Source organism: Pseudomonas sp. PA15(2017) (assembly GCF_001945395.1).
In the GTDB taxonomy this organism is placed as follows: Bacteria; Pseudomonadota; Gammaproteobacteria; order Pseudomonadales; family Pseudomonadaceae; genus Aquipseudomonas.
Map to the genome: position 1 here is coordinate 156,656 of NZ_MSXV01000010.1, position 16,336 is coordinate 172,991.

Genomic DNA, 16,336 nt, shown 5'->3' on the forward strand with positions numbered 1-16,336 from the left:
TTCGACGAGTCGACCCGATTGAAGGTCACGGAGTTCACTGTTGCTGATCCGCGAAACCCCCACGATGATCGACGGCCCGAGCGGCCAACTGGAAGCCCTCTGCCTGGAAGTCGCCGACGCACGTGACGTTGCGCTGATCTGCCACCCGAACCCGGTACAGGGTGGCACCATGCTCAACAAGGTGGTGTCGACCCTGCAGCGCACCGCCCGCGACGCCGGCTACCATACTCTGCGGTTCAACTACCGCGGCGTGGGCGCCAGTGCCGGCAGCCATGACATGGGCAGCGGTGAAGTGGATGACGCCGAAGCTGTCGCCAACTGGCTGCGCGAGCGCTATCCGGATCTGCCAATCACCCTGATGGGCTTTTCCTTCGGCGGCTTCGTGGCTGCCGCCCTGGGTGGCCGCCTGGAGCAGCAGGGCGTTGAACCAGCCAAGCTGTTCATGATCGCCCCGGCTGTTACCCGCCTTACCGCCGAAACGCCCCCCGCCGAGCGCTGCCCGTTGGTGGTGATCCAGCCGGACGCCGACGAGGTGATCGAGCCGCAGCGTGTCTATGACTGGTCGGCCAACCTCGGGCGTGCCCACGAGCTGCTGAAAGTGGCAGAATGCGGCCACTTTTTCCACGGCAAGCTGACCGATCTCAAGGATCTGCTGCTGCCTCGCCTCTGATCTGCCGCGTGCCTGCCTGGCACGCGTCCACGTAAGTGAACCTGAACATGACCACGCGTATTCTCACCGGCATCACCACCACCGGCACGCCGCACCTGGGCAACTATGCCGGTGCGATTCGCCCGGCCATCGTCGCCAGCCGCCGCGCCGACATGGATTCCTTCTACTTCCTGGCGGACTACCACGCGCTGATCAAGTGCGATGACCCGGCACGTATCCAGCGCTCGCGCCTGGAGATCGCCGCCACCTGGCTGGCGCTGGGCCTGGACACCGACAAGGCGACCTTCTATCGCCAGTCCGACATCCCGGAAATCCCCGAGCTGTGCTGGCTGCTGACCTGCGTGGCCGGCAAGGGCCTGCTCAACCGCGCCCACGCCTACAAGGCCTCGGTGGACAAGAACGTGGAAGCCGGTGAAGACCCGGACGCCGGCGTGACCATGGGCCTGTTCAGCTACCCGGTGCTGATGGCCGCGGACATCCTGATGTTCAACGCCCAGAAGGTGCCGGTTGGCCGCGACCAGATCCAGCATGTGGAAATGGCCCGCGACATCGGCCAGCGCTTCAACCACCTGTTCGGTCAGGGCAGGGACCTGTTCAAGCTGCCCGAGGTGGTGATCGAGGAAGACGTCGCCACTCTGCCGGGCCTCGACGGCCGCAAGATGTCGAAGAGCTATGACAACACCATCCCGCTGTTCGGCAGTTCAAAGCAGCTCAAGGACGCCGTGGCGCGCATCGTCACCGACTCCCGCCAGCCAGGCGAGGCGAAAGATCCGGACAACTCGCACCTGTTCACCATCTACCAGGCCTTTGCGGCACCGACCCAGCAGGCGGATTTCCGCGCTGCGCTGCTTGGCGGTATGGCCTGGGGCGAAGCCAAGCAGGCGCTCTATGAACTGCTGGAAGCGGAACTGGGCGAGGCGCGCGAGCGTTATCACGCCCTGATCGCCCGTCCGGCGGATCTGGAAGACATCCTGCTGGCCGGCGCCGCCAAGGCACGCAAGATCGCTACGCCGTTCCTTGGCGAGCTGCGCGAAGCGGTGGGCCTGCGCTCGTTCCGCGAGCAGGTGCAGGTAGCCGCCGATACCAAAAAGAAGGCCGCCAAGCGCGCCCGCTTCGTCAGCTTCCGCGACGAGGACGGCAGCTTCCGCTTCCGTTTGCTCGATGCCGACGGTGAGCAACTGCTGCTGTCGCCATCTTTCGCCGACGGCAAGGCAGCCGGGCAGGCGAGCAAGCGCCTGCAAAGCGGCGAACCGCTGGACATCCGCACCCAGGGCGATGCCTTTGGCGTGTGGCTGGACGACCAACTGGTCGGCGAAAGCCCGGCCTTTGCCGATGCCGCCGCTCTCGAGGCCGCAGTCGCCCGCCTGCGTGAAGCCCTGACGCCGGAAGAAGCCTGACCACTTGCAGCCTCCGGGCTCTTGTAGCCTGGCGTTGAGCAGAGCGATACCCAGGGTGATCGAATGCCGGGCGCATGTCTCGAGAGCGCTCCCCGGGTTTCGCTCTGCTCTACCACGGGCTACGAACCTGTGCTCGTGTAGGGTGGACAACGTGAAGCTTGTCCTCCATTGGTGTGCGATGCGCTTTTAGACGCGGTAAAACCTGGGCCTATTTGCCAATCCCCGGGGGCGTCGTTAAAGTGTCGCCCCCGCTTCATTTGCCCGGTTTTCGCACTATGACTCCGCTCGAACGCTACCAGGCCGACCTCAAACGTCCGGACTTCTTTCATGATGCCGCCCAGGAAAAGGCCGTGCGCCACCTGCAGCGCCTGTACGACGAGCTGATCGCCGACGAGCGCAACAAGCCCGGCGTGCTTGGCAAGCTGTTCGGCAAGAAATCCGTCACCCCGATCAAGGGCCTGTATTTCTGGGGCGGCGTCGGCCGTGGCAAGACCTATCTGGTCGACACCTTCTTCGATGCCCTGCCGTTCAAGGAAAAGGAACGCACCCACTTCCACCGCTTCATGAAGCGCGTGCACGAGGAGATGCGAACGCTCAAGGACGTCAAGAACCCGCTGACGGTAATCGGCAAGCGCTTCTCCGAGCAGTTCCGGGTGATCTGCTTCGACGAGTTCTTCGTTTCCGACATCACCGACGCGATGATCCTGGCGACCCTGCTCGAAGAGCTGTTCAAGAATGGTGTGACCCTGGTGGCCACCTCCAACATCGTGCCGGACGGCCTCTACAAGGACGGCCTGCAGCGCGCGCGCTTCCTGCCGGCGATCGAGTTGCTGAAAGTGCACACCGAGATCGTCAACGTCGATAGCGGTATCGATTACCGCCTGCGAGCGCTGGAACAGGCCGAATTGTTCCACTTCCCGCTAGGCGAAGCTGCCGAGCAGAGCCTGGAAAAGAGCTTCAAGAGCCTGTTGCACGAGCAAACCACCGTGCAGGAAAACGAGTCGCTGATGATCGAGAACCGCGCCATCGTCGCGCGCCGGGTCGGTGGTGACGTGGGCTGGTTCGATTTCCGCGAGCTGTGCGACGGCCCGCGTAGCCAGAACGATTACATCGAGCTGGGCAAGATCTTCCACTCGGTGATTCTCGCCAACGTCGAGCAGATGAGCGTGGCCAAGGAAGACATGGCACGGCGCTTCATCAACCTGGTGGACGAGTTCTACGACCGCAACGTCAAGCTGATCATCTCCGCCGAAGTGGAGCTCAAGGATCTGTACACCGGCGGGCGCCTGAGCTTCGAGTTCCAGCGTACCCTGAGCCGCTTGCTGGAAATGCAGTCCCACGAGTTCCTGTCGCGCCCGCACAAGCCCTGATCGGCCCGCCGCGACGGCAAAGGCCGCATGCCCGCTTCCAGACCGGAAGCACGGCGTGCGGCCTTTTTCGTTTCAGCCTGCGGGCTGCACCTGCTGCTGGAACTGCTGGCGGTAGTGGTTGGGCGACAGCCCCGTGTGCTGGCGGAACAGGCGGGCGAAGAAGCTGGCGTCGTCATAGCCGATTTCGTAGCTGACCGCCTTGATGCTTTTCGGCGAGGACGACAGCAGCCCCTTGGCGGTTTCGATGCGCAGGCGCTGCAGGTAATACAGCGGCTTGTCGCCAGTGGCGGCGTGGAAGCGGCGCATGAAGTTGCGGATGCTCATGCCGTGGTCGCGGGCCACGTCCTCGAAGCGAAAACGCTCGGCGAAATGCTCCTCGAGCCACTGCTGGATCTGCAGGATCTTGGTGTCCTGATGCTGCTTCTGACCGCCGAAGCCGATACGCCCCGGCGTGTAGCTGCGGCGCACTTCATAGAGGATGTCGCGGGCCACGCTCTGCGCAACGCTGGTGCCGCAGAAGCGCTCGATCAGGTAGATGTACAGATCGCAGGCCGAGGTCGGGCCGGCCACGCAGTAGAGGTTGTCGGCATCGGTCAGGTGCTTGTCCTGGTTCAGCGCCACGGCGGGAAAGCGTGTGGCGAACTCGCCGAAGAAGCGCCAGCAGGTGGTCGCTTCCTTGCCGTCCAGCAGGCCACTGGCGGCCATCCAGAACACCCCGTTGGCTTCGCCGCACAGGCTGGCGCCGGCGGTGTGCCGCGATTGTAGCCAATCGAACACCTGTGGGTAGCGGCTGCACAGGGCGTCGTAGTCGTCCCAGAAGGCCGGCAGGATGATCAGTTGCGCTTCGTTGTCGAGCGCGCCGTCGACCGGTAGCTGCACGCCGCTGAAGCTGGTGACGGGCAGGCCGTCCGGGCTGACCAGGCGCACCTCGAAGGTCGGCACCAGGCCGTGGCCCTGCTGCTTGCCATGGCGCAGGCCGGCCATATGGAAGAAATCTCTGGCCTGCATGAGGGTCGAAGCGAATACACCGGGCGTGGCGAGGATGCTCACGCGCGTGAGTGGGGACGAGCTGGGCATGGCTGTTGTTCTTGTTCGAGTGTGATGGTAAAGGCGTCAGGTTCCGGCTGAATCGTCTTCTTTTATCCGGGCTGAGTCCAGCTCGGTCTTGCAACGCCGAGATGGGAGATAGGTTGTCATGCTGAGTTTTGCCGAGTTGGCCGCATCGCCATTCGCCGATTGGGACGGCACGCCCGCTGCCGCGAGAATCCTGCAAAAGGAATTGGCCGAACAGGTGCGGCTGGAAGATGACTTTGTGCCGTTGCGTCTGCTGGCCGGCGTGGATGTGGGCTTCGAAGAAGGCGGCGAGATCACCCGCGCTGCCGCCATCCTGCTGAATGCCGAAACCCTGCAACCGGTCGCCGAATGCGTGGCGCGCATCCCTACCAGCATGCCGTACGTGCCGGGGCTGTTGTCGTTTCGCGAGTTGCCGGCCTTGCTGTCGGCACTGGCGGGGTTGCCCCAGGAGCCGGACCTGATCGTTGTCGATGGTCATGGCATCGCCCACCCCCGTGGCCTGGGTATCGCCGCGCACCTGGGCGTGGTTACCGGCCGGCCGACCATCGGCGTGGCGAAGAAGCTCCTCACTGGTCATCACTGCGAGCTGGGTGAAGAGCGTGGTGACAAGGTGGAGTTGCTCGACCGCCAGAACCGACAGATCGGCTGGGTGCTGCGCAGCAAGCGTAAGGTGCGGCCGCTGATCGTCTCGCCGGGGAATCGCGTGAGCATGCACCGAGCCGCTGAGCTGGTGCTGAGTTGGGACAAGGGCTACCGGTTGCCGGAGCCGACGCGGCTGGCGGACCGGCTGGCTTCGCGGCGTGATGCCAAAGGGCCGAAATTACTGTAGGCAGGTGCTCGGACGGAAGGCGGCCCACGCCCCCGTGATGTGTTGAGCATCGAGGGCGGGGCCTGCTTTTGTGGGAGCGGGCCACGCCCGCGATTCGCGCGCATGGCGCGCTCCCACAGATGGGGCTAGCCTACCGCCATTCCTAACCCTGAAAATTCAAGGCGCGGGGTTGGGCTGCGCCTTGTGAATCGCCTCGATGCCTTTGAGCACCTCATCGCTGAGCTTCAACTCGCTGCTGGTCAGGTTGGCTTCCAGCTGCTGCAGCGAAGTGGCGCCGATGATGTTGCTGGTCACGAACGGGCGGCTGGTCACGAAGGCCAGGGCCATTTGCGCCGGGTCGAGGCCATGTTCGCGGGCCAGGGCCACGTAACGCGAACAGGCCGCCACGGTTTCCGGGGCGTTGTAGCGCTGGAAGCGCTCGAACAGGCTCAGGCGCGCGTTCGCCGGGCGGGCACCGTTCTCGTACTTGCCCGAGAGCATGCCGAAGGCCAGGGGCGAGTAGGCCAGCAGGCCGCACCGCTCGCGAATCGAGACTTCGGCCATGCCCACTTCGTAGCTGCGGTTGAGCAGGTTGTAGGGGTTCTGCACCGACACCACGCGGGACATGCCACGGGCTTCGGCCAGTTGCAGGAACTTCATGGTGCCCCACGGCGTTTCGTTGGACAGGCCGATGTGGCGGATCTTGCCGGCCTTGACCTGCTCGTCCAGCGCTTCGAGGATTTCCTCGATGGGCGTGGAGTCGCTTTCCTGATGCTGATAGCCGAGCTGGCCGAAGAAGTTGGTCGGGCGCTCCGGCCAGTGCAGCTGGTAGAGGTCGATCCAGTCGGTCTGCAGGCGCTTGAGGCTGGCATCCAGGGCCGCGACGATGTGCTGGCGGTTGTGCTTGAGCTGGCCGTCGCGAATGTGGGTGATGCCGTTGCCGGGGCCGGCGACCTTGCTGGCCAGTATCCAGTCGGCGCGATCACCGCGCTGCTTGAAGTATTCGCCGATGATCTGTTCGGTCTTGCTGTAGGTCTCGGCGCGCGGCGGCACCGGGTACATTTCGGCGGTGTCGATGAAGTTGATGCCGTAGGCCTTGGCGCGCTCGATCTGGGCGAACGCCTCGGTGGCATCGTTCTGTTCGCCCCAGGTCATGGTGCCCAGGCACAGGGCGCTGACGTTGAGATCGGTTCGGCCGAGCTGGCGGTATTCCATTGGAGCGTCCTCTGACAAAGGGCCATACAAGCAGGTTGAAATTTTTTTCGCAATCAGGATAATCCGCCTCCTCTTTCTGCGGTGGAAGTGATGCGCCGCCTGCCGAAGAATCTTGCCGTACGCGGACGCGCTGACCCGAGCCCCCGAATAGCGCCCGCATCCGGCTGCCTTTGACTTGTCAAAGTACGCACTATTCAGTAAGATCCGCCGTCTATTTTTGCTGGGCGGCCCCTGAGGCTATAAAGAATGAAAACTTTTACCGCTAAACCGGAAACAGTAAAACGCGACTGGTTCGTCGTTGACGCTGCTGGTCAGACCCTGGGTCGTCTGGCTACAGAAATCGCGAGCCGTCTGCGTGGCAAGCACAAGCCTGAGTACACCCCTCACGTTGACACCGGCGACTACATCGTCGTCATCAATGCCGAGCAGGTACGTGTAACTGGCGCTAAAACCAGCGACAAAATGTACTACTCCCACTCCGGTTTCCCGGGCGGCATCAAGTCGATCAACTTCGAGAAGCTGATCGCCAAGGCCCCTGAGCGCGTGATCGAGACCGCGGTTAAAGGCATGCTGCCGAAGAACCCGCTGGGCCGCGACATGTACCGTAAGCTGAAAGTGTATGCGGGCGCTGCTCACCCTCACACTGCTCAGCAGCCTCAAGAACTGAAGATTTAACGGAATAGTTCATTATGTCGGCGACTCAAAATTACGGCACTGGCCGTCGCAAGACTGCAACCGCACGCGTTTTCCTGCGTCCGGGCACTGGCAAGATCTCTATCAACAACCGCACCCTGGACACCTTCTTCGGTCGTGAAACTGCCCGCATGGTAGTTCGCCAGCCGCTGGAGCTGACCGAGACCGTCGAGAAATTCGACATCTACGTTACCGTCATCGGCGGTGGTGTGAGCGGTCAAGCTGGTGCGATCCGCCACGGCATCACCCGCGCTCTGATGGACTACGACGAGACGCTGCGTCCGGCTCTGCGTAAAGCAGGTTACGTGACCCGCGATGCTCGTGAAGTCGAGCGTAAGAAAGTCGGTCTGCGCAAAGCACGTAAGCGTCCTCAGTACTCCAAGCGTTAATTCGCGACGGTACTCGAAAACGCCCAGTTTCCTCACGGAGCTGGGCGTTTTTCATTTGCGCTCGGGAAAGCCTGGCGCATCCTTTCAGGTACGGCTGCGGCTCGTCCTGTCGTCTCCTCGGCCACGCCATTTCCTGCCTGCTCTGCCCGAGCCTGGGCGTATACGGCCTACTCACCGCTTCGTTGATGCGCGTCATAAGTCGCCCCGTCGGCCTGTGCGAATCTCGCGGCGGATTGCAGCAGAGCTGATCTGGACACACGAGCACCACGACTTTCCACCTTCTTCACGCCGATGCCGCAGCCAGATCTGCGCGGGCCATCCGGCTGAGGCCGTGGGTTAAAGTCCTTGATCAGCGTCGAATGGATGCGCCCTGGGCGCGAGGCCTCTGCAAGGGTTGGTCGAGCGCCGTGCGCTCGATGCCGGGATGACCATCCGGCCGCTGCTGCGCGCGACCGACACTGACTTATTAGAGGCCTGAACAACAGGCCGGAAAGCCGATGGGAGACGACTGAATGAGCAATGACGGCGTGAATGCGGGCCGGCGTCGCTTTCTGGTGGCAGCCACTTCGGTGGTTGGGGCCGCCGGGGCGGTGGGGGCTGCAATTCCGTTTGTAGGGTCGTGGTACCCGAGTGCCAAGGCCAAGGCCGCTGGCGCTCCGGTCAAGGTGAACGTCGCCAAGATCGAGCCGGGCCAGCAGATGGTGGCTGAGTGGCGGGGCCAGCCAGTGTTCATCATGCGGCGCACCGAGGCGATCCTCAGCAACCTCAGCAAGATCGAAGGGCAACTGGCCGACGCCAGTTCCCAGCATTCGCTGCAGCCGGGTTACGTCGACCCGAAGACGCGCTCGATCAAGCCGGAAATCCTCCTGCTGGTCGGGCTGTGTACGCACTTGGGCTGCGCGCCGTCGTTCCGCCCCGAAGTGGCCCCGGCGGACCTGGGCGAGAACTGGGTGGGCGGTTACTTCTGCCCCTGCCACGGTTCGCGCTACGACCTGGCGGGTCGCGTCTACAAGTCGCAGCCGGCGCCGCTGAACCTGCCGGTGCCGCCGCACCGCTACGAATCGGCTGACGTGATCATCATCGGCGTGGATCAGGAGCAAGCATGATGAGCAAATTCATGGGCTGGGTGGATGCGCGCTTCCCTGCCACCAAGATGTGGAACGACCACCTCGCCAAATACTATGCACCGAAGAACTTCAACTTCCTGTACTTCTTCGGCTCCCTGGCCCTGCTGGTGCTGGTCAACCAACTGCTCACCGGCGTGTGGCTGACCATGAGCTACAACCCGACTGCCGAGGGTGCTTTCGCGTCGGTAGAAGGGCTGATGCGCGACGTGCGCACCGGCGATACGCCCCACGGCGCGATCCTGCGCTACATGCACTCGACCGGCGCTTCGGCGTTCTTCATCGTCGTCTACCTGCACATGTTCCGCGGTCTGCTCTACGGTTCGTACCAGAAGCCCCGCGAGCTGGTGTGGATCTTCGGCATGCTGATCTACCTGATGCTGATGGCCGAAGCCTTCATGGGCTATCTGCTGCCGTGGGGGCAGATGTCCTACTGGGGCGCCCAGGTGATCATCTCGCTGTTCGGCGCCATTCCCTATGTCGGCGATGCGCTGACCGAGTGGATCCGTGGCGACTACCTGATCTCCGGCATCACCCTCAACCGCTTCTTCGCCCTGCACGTGGTGGCCTTGCCGATCGTCATCCTCGGCCTGGTGGTGCTGCATATCCTGGCGCTGCACGAGGTCGGTTCGAACAACCCGGACGGCATCGATATCAAGAAGTACAAGGACGAGAACGGCATCCCGCTCGACGGCATTCCCTTCCACCCGTATTACACCGTCAAGGATATCGTCGGCGTGGTGGTGTTCCTGTTCGTGTTCTGCTTCGTGGTGTTCTTTTTCCCGGAGATGGGCGGCTACTTCCTCGAAAAGCCCAACTTCGAACAGGCCAACCCGTTCAAGACTCCCGAGCACATCGCTCCGGTTTGGTACTTCACGCCGTTCTACGCGATCTTGCGCGCCATCCCCGACAAGCTGATGGGCGTGATTGCCATGGGCGCCGCCATCGCCGTGCTGTTCGTGCTGCCCTGGCTGGATCGCAGCCCGGTGCGCTCGATGCGCTACAAGGGCTGGCTGAGCAAACTCTGGCTGCTGGTGTTCTGCGTGTCCTTCGTCATCCTCGGCGTGCTCGGCGTACTGCCGCCCACGCCGGGCCGTACGCTGCTGTCGCAACTGTGCACGGCGCTGTACTTCGCGTACTTCATCCTGATGCCCTTCTACACCAGGATGGAAAAGACCAAACCCGTTCCTGAAAGGGTGACAGGCTGATGAGAAAGCTATTCGCTGCATGTGTGGTCGCGCTACTGCCTGCCTTCGCCCTGGCCGCCGGGGGGCATGGCGTGGCTCTGGACAATGCCGATATCGACCTGACCGACAAGGCTGCGCTGCAGGATGGCGCGCGTACCTTCGCCAACTACTGCATGGGTTGCCATAGCGCCAAATTCCAGCGTTACGAGCGCGTCGCCGCGGACATCGGCGTATCCGAAGAACAGATGATGGCGAACCTGGTGTTCACCGACGCCAAGATCGGTGATCACATGAACATCGGCATGAAGCCGGACGATGCCAAGCGCTGGTTCGGTGCGGCACCACCGGATCTGACCCTGGTCGCCCGGGTGCGCGGCAATGACTGGCTGTACACTTACCTGCGCACCTTCTACGACGACCCGGCGCGGCCCCTGGGGGCCAACAACCTGGTGTTCCCCAATGTCGGCATGCCCAACGTGCTCGGTGGTCTGCAGGGCCGCCAGTACATGGGCTGCAAGCAAGTGCAGGTGGTCGAGGACGGCAAGAAACAGTACGACCCGCTGACCGGAACGCCGCTGACCCATGAGGCCTGCGACCAACTGGTGCTCGAGCCCAGCAGCGGCCAGCTCAGCCCACAGGCGTTCGATGACAAGGTGCGCAACCTGGTGACCTTTCTGGCTTACTCGGCGGACCCCAACAAGCTGCACATGCAGCGCATTGGTACCTACGTGCTGATCTACCTGGCGTTCTTCTTCGTCTTTGCCTACCTGCTCAAACGCGAATATTGGAAGGACGTTCATTAAAAACTACCTACGTTTTTAAACTGTCGGTTCCGGTATCATGCTCAGCCCGCGCAATGCGCGGGTTTTTTATGCCCCGCGATTCCCATCGTCAGGGCACCCGGGAAGCCGCGACAGCGCTCCCGGTGCGTTCACGTTTCACGAATCTGGAGGATCGCCTTGGCTGCGACCAACCGGTTGGCCTGTTATTCCGACGCTGCCGACCACTACTCTCACCGCGTACGCATCGTGCTTGCCGAGAAGAGCGTCGTTGTGGAAATCATCGACGTCGAGCAGGGCCGCTTCCCCAACAAACTGCTGGAAGCCAACCCCTACGCGACCCTGCCGACCCTGGTCGACCGTGACCTGGCGCTCTACGAGCCGACGGTGATCATGGAATACCTGGAAGAGCGCTACCCCCATCCGCCGTTGATGCCGGTATACCCGGTGGCGCGCGGCAACACCCGCCTGCTGATGCACCGCATCCAGCGCGACTGGTGCTCGCTGGTCGACCTGATCCTCGATCCGCGCAGCAAGGAAGCGGCCCGAGCCCAGGCGCGCAAGGAGCTGCGCGAAAGCCTCACCGGGGTGTCGCCGTTGTTTGCTGAAAAACCATTTTTCCTCAGCGACGAGCTGAGCTTGGTAGACTGTTGCCTGTTACCGATCCTGTGGCGCCTGCCGCTGCTGGGGATCGAACTGCCAAGGCCGGCCAAACCGCTGCTCGATTACATGGACAGACAGTTCGCGCGCGAAAGCTTTCGCCACAGCCTGTCGTCCGTCGAACGAGCCATGCGTTGACCCATTTTTCCCGCGCGTCGCTCTCGGCGCGCCACGTTCAGGAGGTTTGATGAACTCCAGTCGTCCTTATCTGATCCGCGCGCTGTACCAGTGGATCGTCGACAACGATTGCACACCCCATCTGCTGGTCAACGCCGAGTATCCTGGCGTTCAAGTACCGAGCAAGTTCGTCAGCGACGGGCAGATCGTGCTCAACGTATCGCCCACTGCGGTGCGTGAATTGTCCCTCGACAACGATGCGGTCAGTTTCGAAGGCCGCTTTGGCGGCGTTGCCCACAGCCTGTTCGTACCGTCGCCCGCTGTGCTGGCGATCTACGCCCGGGAAAATGGCCAGGGCATGGTGTTCGACCAGGAGCCGCCACCCGTGCAGAGCGACGTCGAAGAGGTCGAAGGCGAGCAGACGCCGCCCGAGGACGAGCCGCCGCGGCCGAGTGGGCGACCCAGCCTGAAGGTCGTCAAATAGACGGCCATTGCGGCTGTAGTGCCCCCGAAGTGCCGGTCCCGTGACCGGCATTTTTCATTTTCAGGGTTGCGATTAGCCCCTTGTATGATGGCATTAAGTCACTTCGTGCAATCTGCCTGAGTCGTTACGCTTGAGCTTGCAGTTTGCACGGCAAACGAAATGGCTAAGTTAATTTAAGTTGTTGTTTTATAAGAAATATTTTTACTTTAAAAACCTGGCACAGCGCTTGCGATATTCAGGGGGAAGCCACAACCCCGAAGTTGGATGTGGCGAACTTGAATGAAACAGGAGTGTTGCCCATGAAACAGCCAATCAATAAGTTCGCTTTTGCCGCTATCACTGCGACCGCCCTGAGCTTGTCCGTGGCGGGTACCGCTTTCGCCGATACCTACAACAGCACCCAGCCGACCATGCTGGCTGCCAACACCATGGACAAGGCTGAAGAAGCCGTATCCGACACCTGGATCACCAGCAAAGTGAAATCCGCTTTCCTGGCTGACGACGGCCTCAGCGCTCTGGACATCAAAGTCGAGACCAACAAAGGTGTCGTCGCTCTGTCCGGTGTGGTGAAGACCGAAGCCGAACGTGATCTGGCTGTAGCCAAAGCTAAAGAAATCAAAGGCGTTCAAGCAGTTTCCGCTGACGGTCTGAAAGCTGCTGACTGATCATGGGCCAGGGCAGGCCATCGCGGCCTGCCTACTTCCTTGGAGAATGCATCATGAATTCCGACATCATCAAAGGTAAGTGGAAGCAGCTCAGTGGCGACATTAAGGCGCGCTGGGGCAAGCTGACCAACGACGACGTGGATGTCGCCGAAGGCCATAGCGAATATCTGGCAGGCAAACTGCAAGAGCGCTACGGCTGGACCAAGGAAAAGGCCGAAGAAGAACTGCGCGATTTTAGCAGCAAGTACTGACTCGTCCTTGGCGTGTTTGGAGAGCCCCGGCTTATGCCGGGGCTTTCTGCTTTTCAGGGCAAAGTGGGAAATGCTGACCGCGCCTTTCAAGTTCACAGGGGGCGGGCCGATACCCTGAGCACACTCGTCAGGCACAGGACGTAGCATGTCGACCATCATCCCCACGAGCGCCGGTGCCGCGCTACCGGCCAAGACCGCGGCCACACCCACATCGAATAACGTCGGCGCGTCCGCCACCGAGGTCGGTAACGAACCGAAGCAGCAGGCCTCGGTAACCGTCACCCTCAGTGAATACGCCCAGAAGCGCGCGAAGAGCATGCGCAACGCCTTTGGCAAGTTGCGCGAGATGCAGGCCAGGCAGGACGAGTCGCGCAAGGATGCCGCGCGCCAGCGCCTGGAAGACATCAAGAAACGCATCGAGATGCTCAAACAACTGGTCATGGCGCTTGGGCCGGCCGGCGCGAAAGGAGCGTTGCGCCAGCTCAAGCAATTGGCCCAGGAGCTGGGGCAGGTTGCCTCCGTGCTCAAGGAACCGTCCGGCGGCGGCATGCCCTCGGGGAGCGTGGCGCAAGCGTCGACCCAAGGCGAGACTGGAAGTGTGGGCGCTGCCGCTAGGGAGACGGCCACGGTCGATGCGGTGGGCGAGGCGGCGTCAGTTGCGGCGGTCGAGGTGGAAGCACCCGAGATGGATGCCGAGGCTGCCGTACTGGCCACCGGTGAGGAGGCCGAGCAGGGCGACGAGCCCGAAGCCAGCGAGGAGCAGGGCGAACAACGGACGCAAGACGCCCTCGGCCAGGCGCGCCATGAGCGCAACGCGCGACAGCGGCGTGCCGATGCCGAAGCGCTGAAAAAGGTCGCCGCCCAGCTCAAGCAACTGCTGGTCATGGTGCGCTCGCAGGTCAGCGGCAAGCCGGACGAGGAGAGCAAGAAGCTCATCGACGGCATCGACAAGCAATTGGCCGAGGTCGAGAAGGCCGCTGGCGAAATGGCCGGCGGCGGTTTGTCCCTGTCCGTTGCGGTAGGCGTGACGCTGTCGATCAGCGTCTAGTCAGCCCGGGTCGATGGCAGCTCAGGCGAGGATTGCCGCCAGCGCCGCGCGGTCGACGTTGGCACCGCTGAGCACCACGGCGGCGCGCTCGCCACGATTGATCTCGCGTTCCTGGATCAATGCGGCCAGGGCTGCCGCGCCGGCGCCTTCGGCCAGGTTGTGGGTGTCTTCGTGGTAGATGCGCATGGCCTGGCGGATCTCGTCGTCGTCGACCCGCACGATGCGCGCCGCACCCGCGCGGATGATCTCCAGCGCTTCGGGCTGCGGCATGCGACAGGCCATGCCATCGGCGATGGTGTCGGCGCTGTCGGTGCAGATGATTCGACCGGCGGCGAAACTCTGCGCATAACCGTCGGCGGCAGCACTGACCACGCCGATCACCTCGGTATCCAGGCCCAGCAGGTCACGGGTGCGAATCATCCCGCAGATGCCCGAACCCAGGCCGATCGGCACGTAGACACGTGCGAGCGGTGGCGCGGCCTCGAACAGCTCCAGGGCGTAGGTAGCCACGCCGCGGGTCAGGTCCGGGTGCAGCGACGGCACGAAATGCAGGCCCCGTTGCCCCGCCAGCTCAGCCGCCTTGGCGCGGGCTGCGTCGAAGTCGCAACCGTGCTCGATCACTTCGGCACCCAGCGCCGCCATGGCGGCGTTCTTTTCCCGGGCATTGCCCTTCGGCACCACGATGACGATCGGCAGCCCGGCCTTGCGCGCGGCCAGCGCCATGCTTTGCCCGTGATTGCCGCGAGTGGCCGAGATCAGCCCGCTGATGGCTGGCTCGCGACGCAGCAACTCGTCCACGTAGACCAGCCCGCCGCGCACCTTGAAGGCGCCGGTCGGCGTATGGTTCTCGTGCTTGACCCATACCTCGCAGCCGAGGCGCTCGGCCAGCAGCGGCCAGGGGAACTGCGGCGTTGCCGGAACGCTCGGGCGGATCAGGGTGACGGCTTGGCGCAGGGCAGCGAGGTCGAACATCGGGTGGTGCTCCGGGTGGGCTTTGACCAGATGCTACGGCTCAGGCATTGTATGGGTAAATCTTTATATTGCATGGCAAGCAATGTGGTTACCTGACCTTCAGGGCAGTTCGCTGCCCACCTACCTGGCACTGGTTGAAGCGATTGCCGTCGCCATCGGCAAAGGCCAACTCAAGCCCGGCGAACGGCTGCCGCCGCAGCGGCGCCTGGCCTGGACGCTGGGCATCAACCCGAGCACGGTGATGCAGGCGTACCGCGAGGCGGCGCGTCGTCACCTGGTGTCCGGCGAGGTCGGCCGTGGCACCTATGTGTTGGCCGATAGCCGCGAAGCCAGCCTGTTCCACCTCAAGCAACCGCGGCTGCCGGCCGACGGTATCGACCTGTCGACCAACGTGCCGGTGCACGATGGCAGCAGCGCTGACCTGTCGCACACCCTGCAGCGGATGATCGCCGAAGGCCGCCTCGATGCCTTGCAGGCCTACGCGCCGGCCGAGCTCGAACAGCGCGGGCGGGTGGCCGTCAGCCAGTGGCTGCAACAGCGCGGCCTGCATACGTTGCCGTCTCAGGTGGCGCTCTGTGCCGGGGCTCAGCAGGGTGTTTCGGCGGCGCTGCTGGCGCTGTGCGAAGCGGGCGACCCGGTGCTCGCCGAAGCCTTCACCGCCCCCGGCATCAAGGCCGCCGCCCGGCAGTTGCGGCTGCCGCTGCACGGCGTGGCCATGGACGAGCGCGGCATTCTTCCTCAGGATCTCGACCGCCAGGTGCGTGCCACCGGGGCGCGGGTGCTGGTGCTTACCCCGTGCCTGCAGAACCCCACCGGCAGCAGCATGGATGGCGAGCGCCGCCAGCGCATCGCTGAACTGGTGGAGCGCCACGGCCTGTGGCTGATCGAGGATGACGTCTACGGCGCCCTCGGCAGCCAGGCGCCGTTGGCTGCGGCGGTGCCGACACGCAGCCTGCTGGTCAGCAGCCTGTCGAAGACCGTGGTACCCGGCCTGCGCCTGGGCTTCATGCAGGGCCCCCAGGCGTTGCTCAAACGTATCGACCCGCAAGGTCACGCCACCAGTTGGGCGGTGTCGCCGTTGTGCCTGGCACTGGCCTGCGAATGGATCGAGGACGGCACCGCCGCGCGCAAACTGGCCTGGCAACGCGAAGAATTGCAACAGCGTTGGCGGCTGGCGAGCCGCGTGTTGGGCCCGCGCATGTCGCTGGGTCGTGAGGTGGCGCCGCATCTGTGGCTGCAGCCGCCGGACAGCGCCGCCCTGGTGGTGGCCTGCCGGGCCGCGGGTGTCGAGGTGGTGCCGGCGGATGTGTTCGCCGTCGGGCCAGCCCAGGCCAGCGCGATCCGCATCAGCCTGGCCGCCGCGCGCAGCCGCGCCGAACTCAAGCAGGCGCTGGAGCATATCGTCGCCGCCTGGCCTGGTTGATCGAGCCACT

At 63.4% G+C, this 16,336-nt stretch carries 18 protein-coding genes; 15 read left to right on the forward strand and 3 right to left on the reverse strand.

Annotation, left to right across the window (positions count from 1 at the left end; genetic code table 11):
- Positions 1–40: 40 nt before the first annotated feature.
- The 3 genes from BVH03_RS04690 (at position 41) to zapE (ending at position 3,437) form a co-directional block, all read left to right on the forward strand.
- The gene (locus BVH03_RS04690; protein ID WP_075960082.1) at positions 41–670 is read left to right on the forward strand and encodes an alpha/beta hydrolase; all 630 of its coding nucleotides are present in this window, start codon (positions 41–43) and stop codon (positions 668–670) included.
- 47 nt (positions 671–717) lie between these two features.
- A complete protein-coding gene (locus tag BVH03_RS04695) occupies positions 718–2,067 on the forward strand; it encodes a tryptophan--tRNA ligase (RefSeq protein ID WP_075960083.1) in 1,350 nt (449 codons plus the stop codon).
- A 275-nt stretch (positions 2,068–2,342) separates the two neighbouring features.
- Positions 2,343–3,437, forward strand: a complete 1,095-nt coding sequence (zapE, locus tag BVH03_RS04700; RefSeq protein WP_075960084.1) for a cell division protein ZapE — start codon at positions 2,343–2,345, stop codon at positions 3,435–3,437.
- A gap of 72 nt (positions 3,438–3,509) precedes the next feature.
- On the opposite strand, the gene BVH03_RS04705 is transcribed toward zapE, so the two are convergent.
- Positions 3,510–4,514, reverse strand: a complete 1,005-nt coding sequence (locus tag BVH03_RS04705; protein ID WP_075960085.1) for a GlxA family transcriptional regulator — start codon at positions 4,512–4,514, stop codon at positions 3,510–3,512.
- 118 nt (positions 4,515–4,632) lie between these two features.
- Here BVH03_RS04705 and nfi point away from each other — a divergent pair, with 118 nt between their 5' ends.
- Positions 4,633–5,340: a deoxyribonuclease V gene (gene nfi / locus BVH03_RS04710; RefSeq protein WP_075960086.1), complete on the forward strand. Its 708-nt coding sequence runs from the start codon at positions 4,633–4,635 to the stop codon at positions 5,338–5,340.
- Positions 5,341–5,496: 156 nt separating this feature from the next.
- On the opposite strand, the gene BVH03_RS04715 is transcribed toward nfi, so the two are convergent.
- Entirely contained in the window at positions 5,497–6,534 is a 1,038-nt protein-coding gene (locus BVH03_RS04715; RefSeq protein WP_075960087.1) for an NADP(H)-dependent aldo-keto reductase, read from the reverse strand.
- A 246-nt stretch (positions 6,535–6,780) separates the two neighbouring features.
- Here BVH03_RS04715 and rplM point away from each other — a divergent pair, with 246 nt between their 5' ends.
- From rplM to BVH03_RS04765, 10 genes are all read left to right on the forward strand, one after another.
- Positions 6,781–7,209 carry a 50S ribosomal protein L13 gene (rplM, locus tag BVH03_RS04720; protein ID WP_013789889.1) on the forward strand — a complete coding sequence of 143 codons (429 nt, stop codon included), beginning with the start codon at positions 6,781–6,783 and terminating at the stop codon, positions 7,207–7,209.
- A gap of 14 nt (positions 7,210–7,223) precedes the next feature.
- Complete coding sequence (gene rpsI, locus BVH03_RS04725; protein WP_013789890.1) at positions 7,224–7,616, forward strand: 30S ribosomal protein S9; 393 nt, start codon at positions 7,224–7,226, stop codon at positions 7,614–7,616.
- Between the two features lie 512 nt (positions 7,617–8,128).
- Positions 8,129–8,722, forward strand: coding sequence for a ubiquinol-cytochrome c reductase iron-sulfur subunit (gene petA / locus BVH03_RS04730; protein WP_075960088.1), 594 nt, complete (start codon positions 8,129–8,131; stop codon positions 8,720–8,722).
- On the forward strand, positions 8,722–9,948 hold the full coding sequence (locus tag BVH03_RS04735) for a cytochrome bc complex cytochrome b subunit (protein WP_075960089.1): 1,227 nt from the start codon (positions 8,722–8,724) through the stop codon (positions 9,946–9,948). Before petA ends, BVH03_RS04735 begins: the two co-directional genes overlap by 1 nt.
- Positions 9,948–10,730 carry a cytochrome c1 gene (locus BVH03_RS04740; RefSeq protein WP_075960090.1) on the forward strand — a complete coding sequence of 261 codons (783 nt, stop codon included), beginning with the start codon at positions 9,948–9,950 and terminating at the stop codon, positions 10,728–10,730. The genes BVH03_RS04735 and BVH03_RS04740 overlap by 1 nt, the downstream gene beginning before the upstream one ends.
- A 156-nt stretch (positions 10,731–10,886) precedes the next feature.
- On the forward strand, positions 10,887–11,504 hold the full coding sequence (locus BVH03_RS04745; RefSeq protein ID WP_075960091.1) for a glutathione S-transferase N-terminal domain-containing protein: 618 nt from the start codon (positions 10,887–10,889) through the stop codon (positions 11,502–11,504).
- A gap of 49 nt (positions 11,505–11,553) precedes the next feature.
- The gene (locus BVH03_RS04750; RefSeq protein WP_075960092.1) at positions 11,554–11,967 is read left to right on the forward strand and encodes a ClpXP protease specificity-enhancing factor; all 414 of its coding nucleotides are present in this window, start codon (positions 11,554–11,556) and stop codon (positions 11,965–11,967) included.
- Between the two features lie 299 nt (positions 11,968–12,266).
- Positions 12,267–12,632: a BON domain-containing protein gene (locus BVH03_RS04755; protein ID WP_075960093.1), complete on the forward strand. Its 366-nt coding sequence runs from the start codon at positions 12,267–12,269 to the stop codon at positions 12,630–12,632.
- A gap of 53 nt (positions 12,633–12,685) precedes the next feature.
- A complete protein-coding gene (locus tag BVH03_RS04760; protein WP_075960094.1) occupies positions 12,686–12,883 on the forward strand; it encodes a CsbD family protein in 198 nt (65 codons plus the stop codon).
- 145 nt (positions 12,884–13,028) lie between these two features.
- Complete coding sequence (locus BVH03_RS04765) at positions 13,029–13,931, forward strand: hypothetical protein (RefSeq protein ID WP_075960095.1); 903 nt, start codon at positions 13,029–13,031, stop codon at positions 13,929–13,931.
- A 21-nt stretch (positions 13,932–13,952) separates the two neighbouring features.
- Here the strand turns inward: BVH03_RS04765 and BVH03_RS04770 are convergent, their stop codons facing one another.
- Positions 13,953–14,903: a threonine dehydratase gene (locus BVH03_RS04770; RefSeq protein WP_075960096.1), complete on the reverse strand. Its 951-nt coding sequence runs from the start codon at positions 14,901–14,903 to the stop codon at positions 13,953–13,955.
- Positions 14,904–14,985: 82 nt separating this feature from the next.
- On the opposite strand from BVH03_RS04770, the gene BVH03_RS04775 reads away from it, so the two are divergent.
- Positions 14,986–16,326, forward strand: coding sequence for a PLP-dependent aminotransferase family protein (locus BVH03_RS04775; RefSeq protein ID WP_075960097.1), 1,341 nt, complete (start codon positions 14,986–14,988; stop codon positions 16,324–16,326).
- Positions 16,327–16,336 lie beyond the last annotated feature (10 nt).

Bases quoted from the DNA above. Each gene is read 5' to 3' on its own strand.
- rplM (WP_013789889.1), top strand. From the start codon at position 6,781: ATGAAAACTTTTACCGCTAAACCGGAAACAGTAAAACGCGACTGGTTC.
- BVH03_RS04740 (WP_075960090.1), top strand. From the start codon at position 9,948: ATGAGAAAGCTATTCGCTGCATGTGTGGTCGCGCTACTGCCTGCCTTC.
- zapE (WP_075960084.1), top strand. From the start codon at position 2,343: ATGACTCCGCTCGAACGCTACCAGGCCGACCTCAAACGTCCGGACTTC.
- BVH03_RS04715 (WP_075960087.1), bottom strand. From the start codon at position 6,534: ATGGAATACCGCCAGCTCGGCCGAACCGATCTCAACGTCAGCGCCCTG.
- BVH03_RS04735 (WP_075960089.1), top strand. From the start codon at position 8,722: ATGAGCAAATTCATGGGCTGGGTGGATGCGCGCTTCCCTGCCACCAAG.
- BVH03_RS04755 (WP_075960093.1), top strand. From the start codon at position 12,267: ATGAAACAGCCAATCAATAAGTTCGCTTTTGCCGCTATCACTGCGACC.
- BVH03_RS04760 (WP_075960094.1), top strand. From the start codon at position 12,686: ATGAATTCCGACATCATCAAAGGTAAGTGGAAGCAGCTCAGTGGCGAC.
- BVH03_RS04775 (WP_075960097.1), top strand. From the start codon at position 14,986: ATGTGGTTACCTGACCTTCAGGGCAGTTCGCTGCCCACCTACCTGGCA.
- petA (WP_075960088.1), top strand. From the start codon at position 8,129: ATGAGCAATGACGGCGTGAATGCGGGCCGGCGTCGCTTTCTGGTGGCA.
- nfi (WP_075960086.1), top strand. From the start codon at position 4,633: ATGCTGAGTTTTGCCGAGTTGGCCGCATCGCCATTCGCCGATTGGGAC.
- BVH03_RS04695 (WP_075960083.1), top strand. From the start codon at position 718: ATGACCACGCGTATTCTCACCGGCATCACCACCACCGGCACGCCGCAC.
- BVH03_RS04770 (WP_075960096.1), bottom strand. From the start codon at position 14,903: ATGTTCGACCTCGCTGCCCTGCGCCAAGCCGTCACCCTGATCCGCCCG.
- BVH03_RS04705 (WP_075960085.1), bottom strand. From the start codon at position 4,514: ATGCCCAGCTCGTCCCCACTCACGCGCGTGAGCATCCTCGCCACGCCC.
- BVH03_RS04765 (WP_075960095.1), top strand. From the start codon at position 13,029: ATGTCGACCATCATCCCCACGAGCGCCGGTGCCGCGCTACCGGCCAAG.
- rpsI (WP_013789890.1), top strand. From the start codon at position 7,224: ATGTCGGCGACTCAAAATTACGGCACTGGCCGTCGCAAGACTGCAACC.
- BVH03_RS04750 (WP_075960092.1), top strand. From the start codon at position 11,554: ATGAACTCCAGTCGTCCTTATCTGATCCGCGCGCTGTACCAGTGGATC.